Source organism: Ideonella azotifigens, from assembly GCF_021043325.1.
Classification (GTDB): Bacteria; Pseudomonadota; Gammaproteobacteria; order Burkholderiales; family Burkholderiaceae_C; genus Ideonella; species Ideonella azotifigens.
This window is the reverse complement of record NZ_JAJNKD010000022.1, coordinates 42009-62255: the sequence shown is the minus strand read 5'-3', so window position 1 is coordinate 62255 and position 20247 is coordinate 42009. Positions and strand designations below refer to the sequence as shown.

General features: G+C 67.8%; 19 protein-coding genes and 1 pseudogene. 8 read left to right on the top strand and 12 right to left on the bottom strand.

Features of this window, described 5'->3' with window-relative positions; genetic code table 11:
- Positions 1-40: 40 nt before the first annotated feature.
- Both LRH25_RS29240 and LRH25_RS29235 read right to left on the bottom strand, forming a co-directional pair.
- Positions 41-475 (bottom strand): helix-turn-helix domain-containing protein, encoded by a 435-nt coding sequence (locus LRH25_RS29240; protein WP_141287115.1) that lies wholly within the window; start codon positions 473-475, stop codon positions 41-43.
- A gap of 31 nt (positions 476-506) precedes the next feature.
- Positions 507-1580: an NAD(P)H-dependent flavin oxidoreductase gene (locus tag LRH25_RS29235; RefSeq protein WP_141287113.1), complete on the bottom strand. Its 1074-nt coding sequence runs from the start codon at positions 1578-1580 to the stop codon at positions 507-509.
- A gap of 101 nt (positions 1581-1681) precedes the next feature.
- On the opposite strand from LRH25_RS29235, the gene LRH25_RS29230 reads away from it, so the two are divergent.
- The 4 genes and pseudogenes from LRH25_RS29230 to LRH25_RS29215 all read left to right on the top strand — a co-directional run bounded on the left by LRH25_RS29230 (position 1682) and on the right by LRH25_RS29215 (position 4755).
- Positions 1682-2536 carry a LysR family transcriptional regulator gene (locus tag LRH25_RS29230; protein ID WP_141287111.1) on the top strand — a complete coding sequence of 285 codons (855 nt, stop codon included), beginning with the start codon at positions 1682-1684 and terminating at the stop codon, positions 2534-2536.
- A gap of 87 nt (positions 2537-2623) precedes the next feature.
- Positions 2624-2758: pseudogene (locus LRH25_RS29225) on the top strand (3-hydroxy-2-methylbutyryl-CoA dehydrogenase); the annotation flags it as partial.
- 26 nt (positions 2759-2784) lie between these two features.
- A complete protein-coding gene (locus LRH25_RS29220) occupies positions 2785-3969 on the top strand; it encodes an acetyl-CoA C-acetyltransferase (RefSeq protein WP_141287109.1) in 1185 nt (394 codons plus the stop codon).
- A 162-nt stretch (positions 3970-4131) separates the two neighbouring features.
- Complete coding sequence (locus tag LRH25_RS29215) at positions 4132-4755, top strand: hypothetical protein (RefSeq protein ID WP_141287107.1); 624 nt, start codon at positions 4132-4134, stop codon at positions 4753-4755.
- Between the two features lie 90 nt (positions 4756-4845).
- Here LRH25_RS29215 and LRH25_RS29210 read toward each other — a convergent pair whose 3' ends face one another.
- From LRH25_RS29210 to LRH25_RS29180, 7 genes are all read right to left on the bottom strand, one after another.
- Positions 4846-5163, bottom strand: a complete 318-nt coding sequence (locus LRH25_RS29210; protein ID WP_141287105.1) for an H-NS histone family protein — start codon at positions 5161-5163, stop codon at positions 4846-4848.
- Between the two features lie 48 nt (positions 5164-5211).
- A complete protein-coding gene (locus tag LRH25_RS29205; RefSeq protein WP_141287103.1) occupies positions 5212-5604 on the bottom strand; it encodes a TraR/DksA family transcriptional regulator in 393 nt (130 codons plus the stop codon).
- Between the two features lie 11 nt (positions 5605-5615).
- On the bottom strand, positions 5616-6440 hold the full coding sequence (locus tag LRH25_RS29200; protein ID WP_231013032.1) for a universal stress protein: 825 nt from the start codon (positions 6438-6440) through the stop codon (positions 5616-5618).
- A 238-nt stretch (positions 6441-6678) separates the two neighbouring features.
- On the bottom strand, positions 6679-6987 hold the full coding sequence (locus LRH25_RS29195; protein ID WP_141290241.1) for a hypothetical protein: 309 nt from the start codon (positions 6985-6987) through the stop codon (positions 6679-6681).
- Between the two features lie 254 nt (positions 6988-7241).
- Positions 7242-8366 carry a phosphate ABC transporter substrate-binding protein PstS gene (gene pstS, locus LRH25_RS29190; protein WP_141290240.1) on the bottom strand — a complete coding sequence of 375 codons (1125 nt, stop codon included), beginning with the start codon at positions 8364-8366 and terminating at the stop codon, positions 7242-7244.
- Between the two features lie 99 nt (positions 8367-8465).
- Positions 8466-9455, bottom strand: coding sequence for a hypothetical protein (locus LRH25_RS29185; RefSeq protein ID WP_141290239.1), 990 nt, complete (start codon positions 9453-9455; stop codon positions 8466-8468).
- Complete coding sequence (locus tag LRH25_RS29180) at positions 9452-11737, bottom strand: hypothetical protein (protein WP_231013031.1); 2286 nt, start codon at positions 11735-11737, stop codon at positions 9452-9454. Before LRH25_RS29180 ends, LRH25_RS29185 begins: the two co-directional genes overlap by 4 nt.
- Before the next feature lie 215 nt (positions 11738-11952).
- Between LRH25_RS29180 and LRH25_RS29175 the strand changes: the two genes are divergently transcribed.
- Complete coding sequence (locus LRH25_RS29175; RefSeq protein ID WP_141288083.1) at positions 11953-12762, top strand: helix-turn-helix transcriptional regulator; 810 nt, start codon at positions 11953-11955, stop codon at positions 12760-12762.
- Positions 12763-12855: 93 nt separating this feature from the next.
- Here the strand turns inward: LRH25_RS29175 and LRH25_RS29170 are convergent, their stop codons facing one another.
- The 3 genes from LRH25_RS29170 to LRH25_RS29160 form a co-directional block, all read right to left on the bottom strand.
- Positions 12856-13389, bottom strand: a complete 534-nt coding sequence (locus LRH25_RS29170) for a hypothetical protein (RefSeq protein ID WP_141288084.1) — start codon at positions 13387-13389, stop codon at positions 12856-12858.
- Positions 13390-13613: 224 nt separating this feature from the next.
- Complete coding sequence (locus LRH25_RS29165; RefSeq protein WP_141288085.1) at positions 13614-13892, bottom strand: hypothetical protein; 279 nt, start codon at positions 13890-13892, stop codon at positions 13614-13616.
- A gap of 287 nt (positions 13893-14179) precedes the next feature.
- Positions 14180-14338 carry a hypothetical protein gene (locus LRH25_RS29160; protein WP_211361407.1) on the bottom strand — a complete coding sequence of 53 codons (159 nt, stop codon included), beginning with the start codon at positions 14336-14338 and terminating at the stop codon, positions 14180-14182.
- A gap of 447 nt (positions 14339-14785) precedes the next feature.
- Here LRH25_RS29160 and LRH25_RS29155 point away from each other — a divergent pair, with 447 nt between their 5' ends.
- From LRH25_RS29155 to LRH25_RS29145, 3 genes are all read left to right on the top strand, one after another.
- Positions 14786-16657, top strand: coding sequence for a potassium transporter Kup (locus LRH25_RS29155; RefSeq protein ID WP_141288086.1), 1872 nt, complete (start codon positions 14786-14788; stop codon positions 16655-16657).
- A gap of 265 nt (positions 16658-16922) precedes the next feature.
- The gene (locus tag LRH25_RS29150) at positions 16923-18386 is read left to right on the top strand and encodes a hypothetical protein (protein WP_141288087.1); all 1464 of its coding nucleotides are present in this window, start codon (positions 16923-16925) and stop codon (positions 18384-18386) included.
- A 220-nt stretch (positions 18387-18606) separates the two neighbouring features.
- Positions 18607-20238 carry a ShlB/FhaC/HecB family hemolysin secretion/activation protein gene (locus tag LRH25_RS29145; RefSeq protein WP_231013030.1) on the top strand — a complete coding sequence of 544 codons (1632 nt, stop codon included), beginning with the start codon at positions 18607-18609 and terminating at the stop codon, positions 20236-20238.
- Positions 20239-20247: the final 9 nt, after the last annotated feature.

Below are 20247 nucleotides of genomic sequence, written 5' to 3'. Positions count from 1 at the left end.
ACGCGCGCGGCGACGGAATGCGGGCTTGACGGGGCGAAGATCACGCGCCGCGAACGCGCCTTTCGGCGCCGTCCCAGACGTCGACAGGCTTTGTGCTCATCGGGCCGTCCCGCCCGCCTGAAGATGCGGCTTTGTGAAGCATGCCGGTTCGGTTGGCGATGAAGACGGCTTCGGTCCGGCTCCTGGCCGAGAGCTTGGTCAGGATCGCCGACATGGCCGCGAACGCGACCGCCACCAGGATCAGTGGGAGGTCCCGGTCCGCACGCTTGCGACGCAGCACCTCGGCGCCCGCCGGCTGACTTGCCAGGATCACCCCGGGGCGGGCGTCGGAGATGGCCGTCAGCAGTTCGTCGGCGGTCGCCGCTTCCCGCCCCAGTTTCAGCTGGGTGGACATGCGGATCATGGCGGCCAGGCCGTGTCGAACCACCGGGCTCTCGTGGACCAGATCAACAATGATCGGCTGGGACAGGTTCATCTTTCGACCTCGAGGCTTGCATGCGGGTGGACTAGCGCTTGAGCAGTGCCAGGGCCTCGTTGGCCAGGCGCTGGGTGAGTTCGCTGGCACCCATCTCGCGCCCGAGCGCAGCGGCCTGGCCTGACCACAAGGACATGAAATCGCCCGAGCCCTTTGCCTCCGCGGCGGCACGCAGCGGCGCCAGCGCGCCACCGGCCAAAGGGAAGGCTGGTGCCAGCGGCGACAGCGGACCCAGCTCACGCATCAGGCGGTTGACAATGCCGCGTGCCGGCCGGCCGGTGAAGAGATTGGTCAGCGCGGTGGTCTCGACTTGCGGGCTGTGCAAGGCCGCCCGGTGCGCGGCCGGCAGCTTGGCTTCCGGGGTGTAGAGGTAGGCCGTGCCGACCTGCACGGCGGCGGCGCCCAGCATGAAGGCTGCCGCGACGCCGCGTGCATCGGTGATGCCGCCGGTGGCGATCACCGGCAGCTTGACCGCGTCGACCACCTGCGGCACGAGCGCGAATGTGCCCAGCTGGCTGTGCACTTCGTCGTGCAGGAAGACGCCGCGATGGCCGCCGGCCTCGAAGCCCTGGGCAATGATGGCGTCCACCCCATGCGCCTCCAGCCAGCGCGCTTCCGCCACCGTCGTCGCGGAGGAGATCACCTTGGCCCCGGTGGCCTTGACGCGCGCGAGCAGATCCGGCGCGGGCAGCCCGAAGTGAAAGCTCACGACCGCCGGCCGGCATTCTTCGACCAGCGCGCACATCGCCGCGTCGAAGGGGTTGCGATTGGAGACCGGGACCGGCGCCTCGGGGTCTAGGCCCAGTTCCAGGTAGAACGGGCGCAGGTGGGCCCGCCAGGCGGCCTCGCGCGCAGCATCCGGCTGCGGTGCCTGGTGGCAGAAGAAGTTGATGTTGAACGGGCCGGTGGTCTGCGCACGGATCAGCGCGAGCTCGTTGCGCGCCTGCGCCTCGCTCAGCAGCGCGCAAGGCAAGGCGCCCAGGCCGCCCGCCTGGGTCACGGCAATCACCATCTCGTGCAGCGAGGGGCCGGCCATCGGCGCTTGCAGGATGGGCAGATCGATGCCGAACAGATCGAGAAGGCGGGTGTCGGGCCAGGCGCTCATGATGGGGACTCCGGGATTGAGTAGGCGGCGGTGTCGCCGTCGGTGATAATACCAATTGAGAGATTGATATCTTGCTATCAATCTTATTTTGAGAACATTTCATGGATCTTTCTTCGCTGGACATCTTTTGCGTCGTGGCCGACGAGCTGAGCGTCACGCGGGCGGCTGACCGTCTTCAGCGCGCGCAGTCGAACGTCACGACACGGCTGCGGCAGCTGGAAGAGCAGCTGGGCACCGCCTTGTTCTTGCGCGAAGGCAAGCGCATGACGCTAACCCCCGAAGGCCAGCTGTTCCAGACCTATGCCCAGCGCCTGCTGGCCCTTGCCGCCGAGGCCAAGGCGGCGCTGCAGCCGCAAAACCCGAAAGGCCGCCTGCGCGTCGGAACCATGGAAAGCACGGCGGCGAGCCGCCTGCCGGGCTTGCTGGCGCGATATCACAAGCGTTGGCCGGAGGTGGCGCTCGAGCTGCAGATGGCGCCTTCGGCCAGCCTGATCGAGCAGCTGCTGGGCCACCAGCTGGACTGCGCCCTCGTCGCCGACACGGCGGTGCTTGGCGTGGCGCTGGATGACAGCCTGGAGGCCCGTGCGGTGTTCCAGGAGGAACTGCTGCTGTTGCTGCCGGCCGAGCATCCCGAGGTCGACTGCGCCGGGCAACTGCAGGTCAGCAGCCTTGCAGCGCTGGAGCCGGGTTGCACCTACCGGCGGATGGCGCAGCAATGGCTGGCCGGCAAACCGGGCATGCGGGTGCTGGAGCTGGGCTCGTACCACGCCATCTTCGCCTGCGTGGCGGCGGGCACCAGCGTCGGCGTGGCGCCGCGTTCGGTGCTGGAATTGCAGCGCAAGCCTCCCGGCCTGCGCACCCAGCCGCTGGCGCAGGTCGACACCTTGCTGCTGCATCGTCGCGGCTATGTCTCGGCAGCCTTCGAGGCCCTGCAAGGCATGCTGCTCGAACGCTGACCCTGCGCCCACCGGGCCGCGCGTTCACCGACATTGCGCGGTTTCTCCAGCAGTTGCTGCCACTCGGGGTTGGCTGCCCAAGGCAGTGCGGGCTCGGTGCCTTTCCCTAAGCGCCTGGGCCGGCAGGCAGAGTACGCTCAGCTGGCCGAGACCATGATCAGCAACGGCTACTTCAATGGCGATTGCGTGCGCCTCGATGGCGCCATTCGCATGAGTCCTCGACAACGAACAACGCAAGGAGACATCCCGTGGCAGCAGAAGCATTCATCGTCGCAGCGGCGCGAACGGCGGGCGGCAGGCGCAACGGCCGCCTGTCTGGCTGGCACCCGGCGGACCTGGCAGCCCAGGTGCTGGACGCGCTGGTCGCGCGTTCGGGCATCGCCCCGGCCGCCATCGACGACGTGATCATGGGTTGCGTGGGCCAGGCCGGCCAGCAGGCTGCCAACGTGGCACGCAATGCGATCCTGTCGTCTTCGCTGCCCGAGGCTGTGCCCGGCACCACGGTGGACCGGCAGTGCGGTTCGTCGCAGCAGGCGCTGCACTTCGCGGCGCAGGCGGTGATGTCCGGCAGCATGGACGCGGTGATCGCCGCTGGCGTCGAGAGCATGAGCCGCGTGCCCATGGGTTTGCCGATGACGCTGCCGGCCAGGAACGGGCTGGGCACCTATGTCAGCGAGGCCATGCAGCGCCGCTACCCCGGCGTGGAATTCAGCCAGTTCAGCGGCGCCGAGCGCATCGCGCAGAAATACGGCCTGTCGCGCGAGGCGCTGGACGACTACGCGTACCAGAGTCACCTGCGTGCGATTGCTGCCAGCCAGGGCGGCGCGTTCGACGCCGAGGTGGTGGCCGTGGCGGCGCGCAATGCGGAGCAGGGCGACCTGGGTGAGCTGCATCGCGTGGACGAAGGCATCCGCTTCAGCGTGACGCGCGAGGGCTTCGCGGAAGTCAAGACCATCCAGCCTGACGGCGGGCTGTTGACCGCGGCCAGCGCCTCGCAGATCTGCGATGGCGCCTCGGGTGTGCTGGTGGTCAACGAGCGTGGACTGAAGGCGCTGGGTGTGAAGCCGCTGGCACGCATCCACTACATGAGCGTGATGGGGCATGACCCGGTGATCATGCTGGAAGCCCCGCTGCCGGCCACGCAGCGGGCGTTGCAGCGCGCCGGCCTGGGCATCCACGAGATTGACCTGTTCGAGGTCAACGAGGCCTTTGCCTCGGTGCCGCTGGCCTGGCTGAAGGCACTGGAGGCCGACCCGGCACGGCTCAACGTGCACGGTGGGGCGATTGCGCTGGGCCACCCGCTGGGCGCCTCGGGCACCAAGCTGATGACAACGCTGGTGCATGCGCTGCAGCGCCGCGGCGCGCGCTACGGCCTGCAGACCATGTGCGAAGGCGGCGGCCTCGCGAACGTGACCATCATCGAACGACTGTGATGGTCCAGGCATGCGCCACATGCGCAGGCCGAGCGCCACGGCGAGGAACCTGCTGCGCCGAAAAGCGCATTGCTGCCTGGGCTTTTCCAGGCATTGCCGACGCATGCCGGCGGCAGCATCCGGGGTTCCGAGGCCAGGCCTCCAGCGACAGGATTCTTCTCCATGAACTTCAGCAGCATCGGGGGTGGCGCAGGCATGTCCGCTTACATCAATGCCTTGCTTGCGAAGGCGAGCGGTGCTGCCGGCACGACGGGCAGCAGCACCGACAGCGCCAACGCTGCGGCAACGCCCGCCACGGTGGCTGCCAAGGCGGCTGCGGCCGCGTCGCTTGCCGCCGCCTCGAAAAGCTTCAAGTCCACCAGCGCGCAACAAAAGCTTGACCAGAAGCAGACCGCGCTGGCCACCGACATGCGGGCCGCGATGGCCAAGGCTGGCGTCACGTTGAGCGGCCCGGTTGCGTTTTCGGTGGACGCCAAGGGCGGGCTGACGGTGGAAGGCAGCGACAAGGACAAGGCTGCCGTGGCAGCCTTCCTCAAGGCCGATGCCAGCAAGCCGGGCTTCTCGTCGCGCCTGAGCGCGCTGTCCACCGAGGCCAGCGCGCTGTCCGCCACCATCCGGCAGAGCGCCGCGATTTCGCAGGCTGCGCGCTATGCCGGTGCCTCCGGCAATGTGATGTCGATGTACAGCTCGCTGCTGGCGCAGCAGGATGCGACACCGGCCACGTTCTCGCTGTCCGCGGCGAGCAGCTCGCTCACCTATGCGGGCGTGTTGTCGTCAAAGGCCTGAAGCAGGCCTGGCCTGAGATCAGGCAGTGAGGCGAGCCGCGGCATGGCCGGGCGGCTCGCAGGACGCAAGGAAGTTGAGGGACCGGGAGGTTCAGACCGCGAAGTCTTCCAGCGACTTGCCGCTGTTGATCGCGGCCGTCAACCAGCGCGGCTTGAGCCCGCGGCCGGACCATTCCTGGCCGGTGGCGGCGTCGCGGTACTTCGCAGCGACCTTGGCGCGGCCTTCGCTCGGCACCTTGGCGCCAGCGGGCTTGCGGCCGGCGGCAGCGATGTCGTCCACCGTCAGGCCGTATTCGGCCATCAGCGACTTGATCTTGCCGATTGCATCGGCGCGGGCGCCGGTCTGCATTTCAGTGATCTGCTTGTCCAGCGCGGCTTTTTGGGCCAGAAGTTCTTGAAGTGTGCTCATGGGCCGCGATGATAGTGCCGATGACGGGCCGGGCAGGCAGCGGCCCGCTCAGCCGCCATGGGCACGTGCTTCATGCGCGGTTTCGCAGCGCGTGCAGCGCTGGGCGGCAGGTTGCACCAGCAGCCGCGGCATGCCGATGGGTTCGCCGCAGTCGACGCAGTTGCCGAAGCGGCCTTCGGACATGCGCTGCAAGGCCTGGTCGACCTGGCGCAGCTCGAAACGGTCGCGGTCCTCATGCGCCTGCACCAGGTGGGCTTCGACCTCGACCTCGCCCAGGTCCTTTTGGTCCATGACATCCGGTGCCGCCTGCTCCCGCTGTTGTTGCCGCGCCAGATCGGCCGCCTGCACGGCCGACTGCAGTTCGCTGCGGCGGAAGCTCAGCAGTTCGCGCAGCGTCCCGAGGGAAGCGTCTGTCGACGGGTTGTCTGTTGCCTGGTTCATTGTGTTCTCCATCAGTGGGCCATCAAAACCGGCAGGGTCATCGAGTCCAGCACGGTGCGGGTGGCGCCGCCCAGCACCCATTCGCGCAGGCGGTTGTGGCCGTAGCAGCCCATGACCAGCAGGTCGGCCGAGGCATCGGCTGCCAGCGACAGCAAGGCTTCTCCCACCTGCTGCTCGGGCAGGCCGTGCACGGCCATCGGGGCGGTCACGCCGTTCAGCCGCAGCCAGCGTTCGACGGCTGCACTGCCGACCCGGTCGGCGTCGCGTGTCGCGGTGTCGCAGGCCAGGTGGATGGACTTGGCCTGGCGCAGCCAGGGCAGGGCCGCGGTCGCCGCGCGGGCGGCCTCGCGCGTGGGCTTCCATGCCAGCAGCACCTCGCGCCCGATGGGCTGGAAGCGGCCGGTGTGCGGCAGGATCAGCGCCGGCTTGCCGCTGTCGGTCAGCAGCGTGGCGATGAAGCCGGGCGGCACGGCGCCGGCCATGCCGTCCTGCGGGTCGACCTGGCCGAGCACCAGCAGATCGGCCAGCAGCGCATGCTGCAGCACGGTGGATTCGAAAAGCTCGTTGCCGGTCTCGGCCCAGGCCATGGTGCCCGCAGGCAACTGGCGCTCGAACAGTGCGCGCGCACGGCCGCGCTGTTCCCGGTCCAGCTGTTCGAACACGGCATAGGCCGATTCGGCGCCCGCTGCGCCGGCAAACGGCAGGGCCAGCAGCGTGGGCACCACGGCGTACAGCGCAGTCAGCGCCGCCTGGTGTTCACGCGCCAGCCCCTGGGCCAGCGTGAGCCGGTCGGCCGAGCGGGTCGATGCGTCGAGGTGGACGAGGATGTGCTTCATGGCGAGGGCCTCCGGTTGGGCGCGAATGGAACAGCGCAGCGTCCCATCATGAACACCGGAACCCCGGGCGCGTTGATGCGCATCAAGAACGGAGGCGCTCAGGCGCGCCGGCCGGCCTTCCTCTTGCTCGATCTGGCCCTGCGTGCGGACCCGGATGCTGCTGCCGCTGGCCGTGACCATCGGCAGCGCCAGGTCTCAGCCTCTCAGGGCTGGCCCAGGTTGCGATGGGTCTGCGCGCTCAAGGCATGAAGGCTGGCGAGATCGTCGAGACGGGGTCCTGCGTGGCCGGGTCGACCTGGGTGATCAGCCCCTTTTGCAGCAGCGCCTGCACGCTGTCGGGCACGCTGCTCTGGGCGGTTGGCCATTTGGCGGCAGCCTCGGCGTCCAGCAGGTCGGCCAGGTGGGCCAGCGGCGTGTAGCCATTGACCAGCAGCAGCAGGCGGCGCAGCGGCTCGGCCAGTTCGAGGTGGCTGTCGATCACCTGTTGCTGGCCTTCGGGCGTGCGGGCGAAGACCGCTTCACCGTTCAATTCAGCCTGGAAGTGCATGGAAACTCCTTCGTGGATACGCGGCGGGTTTCGTTGCGCGAACCGCAGCACATGGCGTGCCGGCGATGTTCGCGGGCAATGGAACGCACCCGGTTGGCGGGTGTTGTCTCGCTCCAAGGGGAGGGCAGGGGCGCTCAGGTCTTGTGGCAATCATCATAGGGCCAGTCTCCCCAGGCTGTGGCCCCCAAAGTGCCTGTCCCGGCCAATCGGCCAGGGCGGGCCTGTTCCCTTTGCCAGGCCTGCCGCAGGGAAAATCAGTTGAGCAGCCGGCCAATCAACTTCACGCCCAGCATTTCGCCCTTGGCGCCTGTCACCTTGGAAATTTCGCGGTAGGCGCTGGCCTGCACCTTGTCGGGCAGCGGCACGAACTTGGCCTGGCGGGCCAGCGCGTCGCCGTGCAGGTAAGCCCAGGTGACGAACTGCAGGGCGCGTTCCGCCCGCTCGGTCTGCTGGGCCACGCGCGGCACGGCAATGTAGGTGCCCATCGTGATGGGCCAGGTGCGCTGGCCGCGCATGTTGTTGATCGGCGCCGAGAAGTCGCCGTTGCTGTACCAGGTGCTGTGGGTCACCGCTTCGCGAAAGCCCTCGACGCCAGGGGCGACGAACTGCCCTTCGGCGTTTTTCAGCATCACGCCGGCCAGGCCATCGTCCAGTACATAGTTGTAGTCGATGTAAGCAATTGCGCCGGAGGTCGCGCGCAGCGTCTCGGAGACGGCGCTGCTGCCCTTGACCGCCAGTGCGCCTGCCGGCCAGTCGAAATGGTTGGCCACGCCGCGGCGCTGCTTCCATTCCGGGCTGACGCGGGCCATGTAGTCGGCGAAGTGCCAGGTCGTGCCCGAGCCATCGGCCCGCACTACCAGCCTGATCGCCAACGAAGGCAGCTTCAGCTCCGGGTTCAGCGCCTTCAGCTCCGGCGCATCCCACTGCGTGACCTGGCCGAGGAAGATGCGGGCCAGCAGCGGGCCGTCCAGCTTCAGCGCGTTTGGCCCGATGCGCGGCAGGTTGACCACCGGCACCACGCCGGTGATCACCGTGGGGAACATCACCAGGTCGTTTTTCTTCAGGTCCTCGGCGCTGGTCATCACGTCCGAGGCGCCGAAGTCCACGTCGCGCTTGGCAATGCGGGCCATGCCCGCGCCCGAGCCGACTGGCTCGTAGCTCAGCGTGTCGCCCTTTTCCCTGGCGTACTCGGCGCCCCAGATGCGGTAGACCGGTGCTGCGGCCGACGAGCCGGCGCCTGTGATGGCTTCCGCCCGGGCCGGTTGGACACCGCACAGTCCGGTCAGGCCGACCAGGCACGCCGACAGCAGCGGCAGAAGTCCACGCCTGTGGCGGGGGGAGGCGACGCGCTGGGCGGCGGCAGGAAGGAACAGGCTCATGGGGTACAGCAGTGACGGCGGCGCGGGAAAACCCGGTATTTTCGCTGACTTGGCCGGCCCCGTTCATGACCACGCCGTGACCGCCTCTGGCGCGAAGGTCTATGCCGCCGCACCCGGCTTGTGCGCTGCCCGCTGCGAGAGCTGTTCCAGCAGGCGCAGCAGGAAGGGCAGTTCCAGGTCCTCGGTGGCTTCTTCGCCTTCGCCAGCAGGCAGCGAATCGCCGAAGCGCACGCCGAAGTCCTCGGCCAGGCGCTGGTTGCAGCCTGCGAAATCGGCCAGCAGCTGCTGGCGCTCGTGGCGGCCCAGCAGGTGCCTCCTGGCCGGCAAGCCGTCGCGTGCCAGGGCCTCGGCGGCGCGCATCAGCGGCGGCAGCGCGTAGTCCAGCTGCATGCGGTTCATGCGGTTGAGCAGCAGCGCCAGCCGCATGTCGGGCGAGACATTGGCCTGCTCCCCGGGCAGGTCCAGCGCCGGCAGGCCCAGGCATTGTTCGAACGAGGCCAGCAGCCCGATCTCGCGCACGGCGGGGCCGTCGAAGTCCGACACCCGCACCCGGGCCGGCAGCGCAGCCCAGCGCGAGAGCATGGCGTGGTAGTCCAGTCGCGCCCGCGTGGCCTCGGCGCGAACGAAGCCCAGCATCGGCCTGGCCTCGCGGCGCAGCACTTCCCGCGTGAACTGGTTGAACAGCGATTCGGCAAACAAGTCCTGCCGGCGCAGGTAGCACAGCACCTCGATGTCGAAACTGTCCGCCAGCGGCGCGAAAAACGCCGGGATGCGTGGCACCGGTTCGGACAGGCCCTCCTCGCTGATCAGCATCGTGTGCGCGCCCAGCGCTGCCGCGGCCTGCCACTCCCGCATCAGCGTGCTGCGCTCGCGGTCCTGCAGCTGCGCGTCGTCCGAGATCGCGGCGCGGAACACCGAGCAGTGCTTGGGCTGTGCTGGCAGCGGCGGTCGGCTGGTGTCCGGATAGAACAGGCCGTGGTCCTGCAGCAGCCGTTCGCGCGCGGTGGCCAGGCCATGCTGCAGGCTGGTGGTGCCGGTCTTGTGGGTGCCGATGTGAAGCACCAGGCGAGGGCGGGTGGCCTGGCTCACAGCCGGTAGCGCCGGCCTTCGCCGCGGCCGAAGCGGGCGTAGTGCTGGCCAGGGTCCATGCCGGTGCGGGCCACATCGGCGTTCAGCGCGAGGTATTGCGCGGGATCGAAATCGGCCGGCAGCGGCGCTTCCGTGTGGGCACTTCGGCGGCGGTTGCCGCGCGAGGCGGTCGGGCGCCGCAAATCGTGCCACCAGCCGGCCAGGCCGCGCAGGCTCCCGCTGGAAGAGGCCTCGGCTTCGCTGCCTGCGGCCTGGCGGCGCAGGCGGGTCAGGTTGGCGAGCTCACGCTCCATGCGCTGGCGCAGCTCGCGCACCGGCACCGCCTGCGGCAGCGCCGGTTCATGGCTGCGGCTGGCCACCGGCAAGGCTTCCAGCGGTGTGTTGCCGCAGCGGCCGGTGCCGGGTGCTGGCCGGCGGGCGCTGGTCTCGGCCAGCAGCTGCGTGGCGGCGGCATGCTGCTGCGCCACCTCGCACCAGAACTCGGCCCGGCCCGAAGCGGCCAGGCGCTGCTGCCAGAACGGCTGCAAGGCATCGAATTCCTGCACCCAGCGGCTGAGTGCTGCCAGGTAGCGCGTCATCAGCGCCAGGCGCTCGGCAGGCGTGACCGGCGGCAGCTCGCGGTAGCTGCCGGCGCCGCCATTGACCAGCACCACCGCGCGGTGGCGCGCGGCATCGGGCTGGTAGCCGGGGTAGACAAATGGCCGCAGCAGCACGCCGCTGTCGCCCGCATCGCGTTCGAGCCGCTGGCGGTCGGCCTCCGGCAGCGGGCTCATGCGGGCGGCCAGGCAGGCCGGCAGGGCCCGCAGGTAGTGCTGCTCGAACTGCGGCGTCAGCACCAGGCTTTCGCGGTCCAGCAGGGTTTCCAGCACGCGCAGGTAGAGCTGCATGCCGGCCAGGTCGTCGATCGAGCCGTGCTCCACCATGCGCTGCTCGAACCAACGCGCCAGCTCGGCTGCACCACCGTCGGAATGCGTCAGGTTGATCAGCACCGCATGCAGGATGGCCATGTACTCCTGGCCATAGGAATGGCCGGGCTCGTGCCAGGCGGCGAGGTTGGGGTTGGTGATCACCGGCACGCCGGCGGCCTGCGCGCGCAGCGAAAATTCGATGTCGTCGCCACGCAGGAAAAACGCCGCCGGCAGGCCGATGCGGCGCAGCGTGGCCAGCGGCAGCGCGAAGAAGATGAAGGTGGTGTATTCGCAGTGGTTCAGCGGGCCGAATTCGTCCAGGTGGGCGAAGTTCTCAAGCGACAGGCCATGCTTGAGCAGGTGCGGGAACAGGTTGCGCTTGCGGCCGAAATCGCCGCGGGCGTGGAAGTTCAGCCGGCCCCAGAAACCGCCGTCTTCCCAGACCTGCGTGGGCTTGCTCTTCATCAGCACCGGCAGGCTGGCCACGTGTTCGACTGCCCGGTAGGCGCAGGCCATGAAGTGCCGCGCCAGCGACTCCATCGACAGCACCAGGTCGTCGTCCAGGATCAGCACTTCCTGAGGTGCCTCTTTTGGCGTGGCGTCGCAGTGCTGCAGCAACTGGTGGATCAGGTGGCTGGCATTGCCGCCGCCGCCCAGGTTCGGGCCGGTGAGCACCCGCAGGTTCAGGCCCAGTGCGGCGGTGGGCGTGGCAGGCCAGAGTTCACCGGCATCGGCACTGGTGTCCAGCACCCAGAACTGCATCTGGCCCAGCAGTTCGGCATGGAAGGGATCTTCCTGCGCACCTTGCGCCAGCCGCTCCAACTGGGCCTGCAGCTCGTGCGTGCGGCCCCAGGTGCGCAGCAGCACCGCCAGGCGCAGGCGCTCGCGTGGCCGGGCGCGGGTGCACCAGGCGGCCTGGTGGATGCGCGCGCCGTCGATGGCGTCCACATGCCAGAACAGGCGGCTGTTTTCCGGCAGCGCCGACAGCGAGCCCAGCGGCAGTGCATGGCAGCTGCGCGAGGCGCTGTCCACATGCAGCTCGCGCAGCACCACCGGGGTTTGCCCGCGCGAAGCGCGCATCACGCGCACCCGGAAGCTGCCCTGCGCGTCCAGCACCAGGGCCAGTTCGCGCGCAGTGGAGAGCTGGGCCCAGGGCTCGACATAAAAGCTGTTGCGCAGGGTGCCGCTGCCCAGCCAGTCGTCGGCCCGCAGTTCCAGCGCGGCTTGCGAGGCGGCCAGCATCAGGCCTTCGCTGCCGGCGAGGTAAAGCTGCTGGGCACCCAGCATGGACCTGTCGATGCCTTGCAGCCGGTACCAGTCGGTGCCGGCTTGTCGGTGCCAGGGTTGCAGGGGGATGGGCGAGGGCGGTGTCACGGGCTGGGGCCGAAGGGGCCGGATCTTGCAGGCCTGGGCATCTTCGTTGCGGCCGATGACGGTTTCACGTCAGCAGGCGCATAAGGCTGGCGTTTGTAGAAGCGTAAACGTCATGTAAAGGTCATGCTGGCGGCCTAAGCTCGCGCCCGTTCCGGGAGGAGACATCAAATGCAGTACCTAACTTGCGAACGGCGCGTCCAGGCGACCGGTCGCCCATGAATTCATTGCGACCACCGCTGTCCAGCCAAGTGGAATTTGGCGATGCATTCCTGCGCGGTATGGAAGCGGCGCATGCGATTGGCTCGCCGCAGCAGTTCTTTGTCTGGCTGCGGCTGCACATTCATCGCTTCGTGCCGCACGAGCTGGCCTTGTGCCGCATGGACGGCGGCCGCGGCATGCGGCGGACCCGCATGCTGAACTGCGTGCCGCTGCCCGAAGCACTGAAACTTTCGTTGGCAGACCCCGACGCGCCAGTGTGGCGCCGCCTGCTCGAGCTGTGGGAGCGCGGTGACGAACGCGCGCTGCAGATCCCGCTGGCGCAGCTGGAGGCACCGGGCAACCGGCGCGAAGGCGATACCGCCCAGCCGCTGTTTGCAGGCCTGGGCGAGGCCGGTTTTCGCAGCCTGCGCGTGCATGCGCTGCACACGGGCCTGTCGCGTGGCGGGCCGGAGCTGTTGTTTGCCTTTGTCAGCCAGCAGCCCGCCAGCGAGGCCTGCATGGCCGACGCGCTGACGGCGCTGGAGCTCTGGGTGCCCTACCTGCACTTTGCCTGGATGCGCGCCGAGGGCGGGGCGCAGCTGGCCTCGCGCCGGCAGCCAGTGGGCGAGGGCTCGGCGCTGTCTGCGCGCGAGTTGCAGGTGCTCTCGGCCGTGCGGGATTCACACGCCAATGCGCAGATCGGCGAACTGCTGGGCATCAGTCCGCTGACGGTGAAGAACCACCTGCGCAGCATCCAGCGCAAGCTGGGCGCACGCAACCGCGCGCATGCGGTGGCCGAGGCCATGGCGCGCAGGCTCATCGCTTGAGCCAAACGGGTCACACGGCTGCCACGACGAAGGGCCGCCGGCGACTTTCGAAGGTGACTGCCTGTTCGATACGCCAGCAAGATGCCTCGGCGCTCAGCTGAGCCTCGCGTCATCCGGCAGCATCGCGCCGACTTTCTCCAGGAACAACGCAGCCCGTTGAGGGCCTGCCTGCTCGGCGATCAAGCGGGCGGTCTCGCCCAGCCAGATTCGCAACTCGCCTGGGCCAATCACGGCGCGCGAGGCCTGCCGGATGGCGCCGTCCTGCCCGGGCAGCATCAATGCCGCCAAATCCATGGCGTACATCTTGGCCGCCGCCAGCGAGGGCATGGGCGCGGGTGCACGCTGCGGGCTTGCCGTGGGTGGCTCGGGTTCGGCGGGAAGCGGTGCCGCGGCTTTCTGGCCCGGCGCCGGCTGGTTGGCGCCCCACTGCAGTAGCCCGTCGCTGACGAGGTTGTTCAAAGCCGAAGCACCGATGCCCAACTGCGCGGCAGCTTGCGCGAAGTGCCGCAGCGGCTGTCGGCCGTCGATCATGATCAGGAACAGCCGCTGGCTCCTTGGCAGCGCATTGCGCTGGCGAAGCAACTCGCGCGCGAGCTCGGTCTTGCAGGGAATGGCATCGGGGTTCATGCAGCGCAAGCCCGGCCATTGCGCAAAGCCAATCGCCCGAGCTTCCGTTAAAGCCTGCAGTGTTAGCGAACGTAACGACAGCAGCGTGACTCAGCGTGACTGGACGCCGGCCGTCATGCGTGCCTCATGGTGCAGCAATCTGTCCGGAAGCCAAGCCGGGCGCGGACTTGGCCGGAGGCCGCCGTACTTGTCCACGGCTTGTCCCCACATCAAGGGGACAACGCTCAATGCGGTCTCACGGATGCTGGGGACCAAGCGGCGGGCTCAGCAGCCTGCACTTGCGAAACCAATCCACGGTCCAGCAGCTTGCGCACTGCCGCCTTGAGTTCATTGCCGATGGGCAGGCGTTCCTCCAGGTGGCTCAACGGCGTGAAGCCATTGACCAGCAGCAGCAGGCGGCGGTCATCGGTTTCCAGGGTGGAAGAATCCTCCACAGCCACCTTCTGGCCGTTCTGGGTGCGGGCGAGCACAAGGTCGCCTCTGAGATCATTGGGCATGTACACGGGTGGCTCCTTCAAAAGTCGTGCGCAGGGGGCGGCGCCAAGCGCCGGGTCGTCGCAGTTGCCGTGATGGCCCGGGACCACGCTTCGTCCTGGCCACTCGTCACATTCAAGCAAGCAGTGGCCACGTTGACGCGGCTTTCTGAAGGGGCAATGAACTTGCCTCGCGTCATCACCCGGTCATGGGTGTGCGCTGGCCGATGGTAGGACGCGCCGAGGCCTCGGGCAAGTCTGGCTGGATCATCAGTCCCAAAGGGGCTTATCGGATGGCGCTTGTCGTCACTCGAATCTCACCAACTCTTCAACCGCCGCAACTGCGGCGTCTTCTTGTGCATTTGCGCGTCCATCCGGCCGAACAGGTCGCGCAGGATGTCCACCGCTTCCAGCAAGTGCGGACCCTTGTTCAGCATCACGCATTCGGCCCTGGCACCCATGGCCGCGTCGGTCATCTCGGCCCAGGGATGACAGTCCCAACAGCATCAAGTCTCTTTGCTGCGGACGAGGATCGCGTTTCCTCAGGCAGAGATAGGCCGCCAGGTTGCGCGCACCGGATTCGAAGCTGGCGCGCCCGATCCGGGTCGGCCAATGCGACTGCAGCGCGGGAGCCTCGGAAGCGATCTCCAGGGTCAACGCTTCAAGCTCGCCGTAAAAGCGTTTCGGCTGATCGCATGGACTGTCCTCTGTTGGTGGCGGACTCAGGCTAGGCCGGTGGCTTGACGGGATGGTGACACTCTGCCGTTCATTCTTCTGACGGCTGCGGACCGTGACCTGTGAAGTGCCCAATGCGCCCGCAACCAAACTGAGGTGTTGATGGATCCGAGAGTGCCAAGCGCAGCGGCGTGGCGGCTCAGCGATGGCAAGCATTGGCGGGCGCGCGTCGTGGTACGGTCCCGGCCATGACAAGAACCAACGACCGGCATGGCTTGGGCGCACTGACGCTGGGCGCATTGGGCGTCGTCTACGGCGACATTGGCACCAGCCCGCTCTACACGATGAAGGAGGTGTTCAACCCCGCCAACAACGTGCCGCTGGACGCGACCAACATCATCGGGGCGGTCTCGGTGATCTTCTGGGCGCTGATGCTGGTCGTCACGCTCAAGTACGTCATCCTGATCTTGCGGGCCGACAACCGCGGCGAAGGCGGCATCATGGCCCTGACTGCGTTGGCCGCCACCAGCACGCCGACACGCCGGACCGCGCTGCTGCTGACCGGTGTCCTGGGGGCCGCGCTGTTTTACGGGGACAGTGTCATCACACCGGCGATCTCGGTGCTCGGGGCCGTCGAGGGACTCGAAGCGATCACGCCCGCCTTCAAGCCGTATGTGCTGCCCATCTCGCTGATCGTGATCATCGGCCTCTTCATGGCACAGCGTTTTGGCACTGAAGCTGTGGGCAAGCTGTTCGGGCCGATCATCACGGTCTGGTTCCTGGTGCTGGGCGTCATGGGCGCCCTGCAGATTGCCCGGCAACCCGGCATCCTGGAAGCCCTGAATCCGCTGGAAGCCTTTGCTTTCCTGCAAGCGCGCGGCTGGCACCTGTTCGTCATCATGGGCTCCATCGTGCTGGCGCTCACCGGTGCAGAGGCGCTGTATGCCGACATGGGGCACTTTGGCGCGCGGCCCATTCGAATTGCCTGGACGACCCTGGTGCTGCCATCGTTGGCGCTCAACTACATGGGGCAGGGGGCGCTGCTGATGAGCGACCCTGGCGCGCTGGAAAGCCCGTTCTACCGCTTGTTCCCGTCGTCCCTGCTGATCCCGGCGGTGCTGCTGGCGACCGCCGCCTCGGTGATCGCATCGCAGGCGGTGATTTCGGGGGCCTACTCCATGACGAAGCAGGCCATCCAGCTCGGGCTGCTGCCGCGCATGCACATCCTCAACACCTCCGAGAAGGAAGCCGGGCAGATCTACGTACCGATGGTGAATTGGGTCGTGATGGTCGCGGTGCTGCTGGCGACGGTGGGCTTTGGCAGTTCGTCCGCACTGGCTTCGGCCTATGGCATCGCCGTGACGATCACGATGTTCATCACCACGATGCTCACCTTTTTCGTGGTCCGCTACGCCTGGAACCACTCGCTTGCGCTGGCGCTTGCGGCCACCGGGCTGTTCCTTCTGATTGACGCAGTCCTCGTGGTGTCGTGCTCCCTCAAGCTGCTGCAAGGCGGCTGGTTCCCGCTGGTGATGGGGGCCGCGATATTCGCGATCATGTCGACCTGGAAACGCGGACGCGAGTTGCTGATCGAACACATCCGAAGGGACGATCCTGACCTGATTCCTTTCATCACGTCTCTGGCCGAGGACAAGGAAGCACACCGCATCGAGCGCACCGCCGTGTACGCCGTTGCCAATCCCGGCACAGTGCCGCAAGCCCTGATGCACAACATGAAGCACTACCAGGTCCTTCATGAGCAGAACCTGATCCTGACCGTGAAGTTCGAGGAGGTACCTCGTGTGCCGATTGGCGAGCGTGTACGGGTGACTCACTTGGTCAAGGGCTTTTGGCGCGTGGAAATGAGTTACGGCTTCATGGACGAGCCCGACATCCCGACCGCGCTCGAACAGTGCGCGAGTCAGGGGCTGACCATCGATCAGGGGGCAACCTCCTATTTCCTGAGCCGTGAGATCGTCGTGCCGACACCTGGGTCAGGCATGGCGCATTGGCGCGAATCCTTGTTCGCAACGATGTCGCGCAACGCTGGCAGCGTTGCGGAATTTTTCAAGCTGCCGCACGGCTGCGTTGTGGAGTTGGGCACGCGCGTGCAGATCTGACGGGCGCCCGAGCATCGTGACAGCGTGCGCCCGCGCACACAGGGTCAGCCCAGAGGCGATTTACGGGCATGCCGCGCTGCATTAGGGGGTTGCCAGCCCATTCCCCCTTGAATGACAGCTGGCCGGTTGCGCATGGTCCGAATGCCGCATCGCAATCGGCCTGCGTGCCCCTCGCGGTGTCACTCCCGCTGGAGATAGTCAGGCCTGTTGCACGTTGTATGAAGCGCAACTGCCCGACAACCAAATTCCCTTGATGGAGTCACACATGAAAACTCGCCTGATCGCCCTGGCCGCGATGGCTGCTGTTGGCAGCGCCCACGCCCTGAGCCCCGCCCAAATCGACGCAGCCCGCACCGCCGGCACCTTGAAAGAGGTCTACATGGCCGGCGGCTCGGCCCAGCGCCTGTTCGTCGGTGCCTGGTTCCAGGCGCAGTGCAACCCGTCGACGTTCGACGTGTTCTTCAACGGCACCGGTGCCGCGCCTTCCGGCAGCAACTACCGCGCCTATTCCTGCAACCTGAAGAAGAAGGTTGGCAACTGGGTGGTCGGCACCCCGGTGCTGTTCGTCAAGCGTGACGCAGGTGGTTCGTTCCAGGGCGTGAACCCGATCGCCACCGCCACCCCGCAGGACCTGATGGCCGTCAACGGCACCTGCACCGCCACCGGCAACGCTTCGCCGGCCACCGACATCCTGGTCCCCAGCTTCGCCTGCAACAACACCGTCTCGCGCCTGGCCGATGCCGGCGTCTCCGACGTCGAGCCGGCGCTGTTCCAGAAGCCGGTCAACCTGCCCGCGCCGCAAGTCAAGGTCGACACCACGACGCTGGACTCCAAGGCCTTCAACCAGACCATCATGGGTGTGGTGGTCAACAAGAAGCTGTACCGCGCGCTGCAGGAAGCCCAGGGCCTGATCGCCGCCGGTGGCGTGATCGACGAAGCCCCGAACAAGATGCCCACGCTGTCGCGCACCTTCGTCGCTTCGGCCATGTCGGGTCAACTGACCGGCAGCACCGCCGACAAGCGCGGCTGGAACATCGTCGTGCCGGCCAGCGTCGACGCCGCCGTGCTGGGCAAGCAGGTCAACGTCTGCCGCCGCAACATCGGCTCGGGCACCCAGGCCAGCTTCAACGTCGAACTGCTGAACGCCGGCTGCGGCACCGGCACGGCGACCTATGCACCGGTCGGCCAGACCGTCGGCACCGACAACTCCACCGTCGTCGCTTCGCCCGCGCTGGCCGAAACCGGCACGCTGGCCTGGAACCTCGGTTCGGGCTCCGGCGCCGTCGAGACCTGCCTGGGCACCACCGTCGAAGGCCTGCCTGGCACCGCCTACGCCATCGGCATGCTGAGCCGCGAAAACACCCCGACCCCGACGGGCACCAGCACCGACAAGGGCTACCGCTTCGTCAAGCTGGACGGCGTTTCGCCGGCCCGTGACTCGGCCAAGGTCGGCAACTACAAGTTCGTCTACAACGCCACGATGCAGTGGAGCAAGACCACGCTGACCGACGCGGACGTCAAGGCCTTCCTGACGGCCCTGCGCGCCAACGGCGGCAAGGCTGCGCAGCTGAACGTTGCAGACGTGGATACCCAGCAAGGCGTGATGGCCGCTCCGGCCAGCTACACCGGCGCCTACGAAGACCAGACCGACCCGGTCACGCTGAAGTTCGCTTCGCGCATGGACCGCAACATCGCGGCTTCGTGCTCGCCGATGCGCATCGTCAAGTAAGTCACGACAACGCTTCCCGGCTTCGCGCCGGGCCGGCCCGGAGCTCGCTCCGGGCCGCATGCAGGGTGGGTGCCACATCGCGCGGCCCCACCCGTTTTTTCTTCTGCTGCAGCCGGCGCTGCCTCCGTCACAAATCCGCCTCGCGGGCCGGGTTGGCATGGGCCGTTCGGGCCATGCCGCCAGGCCCGCTGCGTCACCCCATCCACCGAACATGCGAAGCGTGAATCATCTCGCCGCTGCTTCTGTCCTTTGCGCTCGTCTGCTCGCGCCCGCGCTTGCGCTGGTGCTGGCCGCTCTGCCGGTTCTCGCCCAGGCGCAGCCTGCAGGCTTCGATCTGCTGGAGCTGCAGGTCGAAGGCAACACCGTGCTGCCCGATGCGCTCATAGCGGCCACCGTCGAGCCCTTCCTCGGCCCCGGCCAGGGCATGAAGGGCGTGGACGCGGCGCGCACCGCGCTGGAGGCGGTCTACCAGAGGGCGGGTTACCTGACGGTGCTGGTCGACGTGCCCGAGCAGCGGGTGGACGGCGGCGTGGTGCGGCTGGTCGTCATCGAAGGCCGTGTCGGCGCGCTCTATGTCGTCGGCTCGAAGTACCACGACCAGGGCTACATCCGCAGCAAGGTGACCGAACTGAAGCCTGGCGGCGTGCCGGACTTCAATCGCGTGCAGACCCAGCTGGCGGAGGTCAACCGCAGCGAGGACAGGCGGGTGCAGCCGGTGCTCAAGCCCGGCCGCCTGCCCGGCACTGTGGACGTGGAACTGCAGGTCGACGACAAGCTGCCGTTCTCCGGCTCGGTCGAAGTGCACAACCAGCATTCGGCCGGCACCGAGCCGATCCGTCTGCAGGCCACGCTGCGCTACGAGAACCTGTTCCAGCGCGACCATGCGCTGCAGCTGAACTTCATCACCGCGCCGTTGGCACCGCAACAGTCCAAGGTGCTGGTGGCCAACTACACGGTTCCCGACAGCGAGACCGAGAGCTGGAACTTCTCGCTGACCTTGTCGAACAGCGACGTGGAAACGCTGGGCGGCAGCCAGGTGCTGGGTCGCGGCACGACGCTGGGCCTGCGCCGCGCCACCGTCTTCTCGCATCACGGCGGCGAACGCACCGCCACGCTGAGCTGGGGCGCCGACCTGAAGCTGCTGCGCGAGCGCACCGTGTTCGGTGCCGGCGAGATCGCCACGCCGCTGCACTACCTGCCGTTCCAGCTCGCCTACAGCGACCAGATGAGCGACGGCGACTGGCGCATGCAGTGGAACGCCAGCGTCACCGCCGCGGCGCGTGGTCTGCTGGAGCGCCAGGTGGACTGCCCGGCGGCCGACAGCGGCACCGGCCAGGACGACCAGTTCGCCTGCAAGCGCAAGGGCGGCGACGGCAGCTTCCTGATCGGCCGGCTGGACCTGCGTGCGCAGCAGCGCCTGGGCAGCGGCGCCTTGTCGTGGCGCCTGGGCGGCCAGGCGGCTTCGCATGCGCTGGTCGGGCCTGAGCAGTATTCGCTGGGCGGCGCCGACAGCGTGCGCGGCTACGACGAAAGCGAGGCCACCGGCGACCACGCGCTGCTCGGCTCGATGGAATGGCGCGTGGCCAACCTGGCGCCGAGTGACATCCCTGGCTGGCGCGAGATCACGCCGCTGATCTTCATCGACGCCGGCCGTGTCTTCACGACCGACGCCCCGGTCGGCCAGCTCACCCGGCAGTCGCTCAGCGGCGCCGGCTTCGGGCTGCGCTGGTCCGGCGGCGACACCAGCGGCTCGACCGAAGGCGGGCTGGATTTCGCCTGGCCGCTGCGCGCCAGCACCAACGCCGCGAAGTACGACCTGCACCTGCATGCGCGCCTGGCCGCGCGCTTCTGAGAGACCTCA

Excerpts from the sequence above, each read along its gene's own strand:
- LRH25_RS29170 (WP_141288084.1), bottom strand. The coding sequence starts at position 13,389 with ATGAACCCCGATGCCATTCCCTGCAAGACCGAGCTCGCGCGCGAGTTG.
- LRH25_RS29155 (WP_141288086.1), top strand. The coding sequence starts at position 14,786 with ATGACAAGAACCAACGACCGGCATGGCTTGGGCGCACTGACGCTGGGC.
- LRH25_RS29150 (WP_141288087.1), top strand. The coding sequence starts at position 16,923 with ATGAAAACTCGCCTGATCGCCCTGGCCGCGATGGCTGCTGTTGGCAGC.
- LRH25_RS29205 (WP_141287103.1), bottom strand. The coding sequence starts at position 5,604 with ATGAACCAGGCAACAGACAACCCGTCGACAGACGCTTCCCTCGGGACG.
- LRH25_RS29195 (WP_141290241.1), bottom strand. The coding sequence starts at position 6,987 with ATGCACTTCCAGGCTGAATTGAACGGTGAAGCGGTCTTCGCCCGCACG.
- LRH25_RS29160 (WP_211361407.1), bottom strand. The coding sequence starts at position 14,338 with ATGACCGACGCGGCCATGGGTGCCAGGGCCGAATGCGTGATGCTGAAC.
- LRH25_RS29240 (WP_141287115.1), bottom strand. The coding sequence starts at position 475 with ATGAACCTGTCCCAGCCGATCATTGTTGATCTGGTCCACGAGAGCCCG.
- LRH25_RS29210 (WP_141287105.1), bottom strand. The coding sequence starts at position 5,163 with ATGAGCACACTTCAAGAACTTCTGGCCCAAAAAGCCGCGCTGGACAAG.
- LRH25_RS29200 (WP_231013032.1), bottom strand. The coding sequence starts at position 6,440 with ATGAAGCACATCCTCGTCCACCTCGACGCATCGACCCGCTCGGCCGAC.
- LRH25_RS29235 (WP_141287113.1), bottom strand. The coding sequence starts at position 1,580 with ATGAGCGCCTGGCCCGACACCCGCCTTCTCGATCTGTTCGGCATCGAT.
- pstS (WP_141290240.1), bottom strand. The coding sequence starts at position 8,366 with ATGAGCCTGTTCCTTCCTGCCGCCGCCCAGCGCGTCGCCTCCCCCCGC.
- LRH25_RS29215 (WP_141287107.1), top strand. The coding sequence starts at position 4,132 with ATGAACTTCAGCAGCATCGGGGGTGGCGCAGGCATGTCCGCTTACATC.
- LRH25_RS29175 (WP_141288083.1), top strand. The coding sequence starts at position 11,953 with ATGAATTCATTGCGACCACCGCTGTCCAGCCAAGTGGAATTTGGCGAT.
- LRH25_RS29230 (WP_141287111.1), top strand. The coding sequence starts at position 1,682 with ATGGATCTTTCTTCGCTGGACATCTTTTGCGTCGTGGCCGACGAGCTG.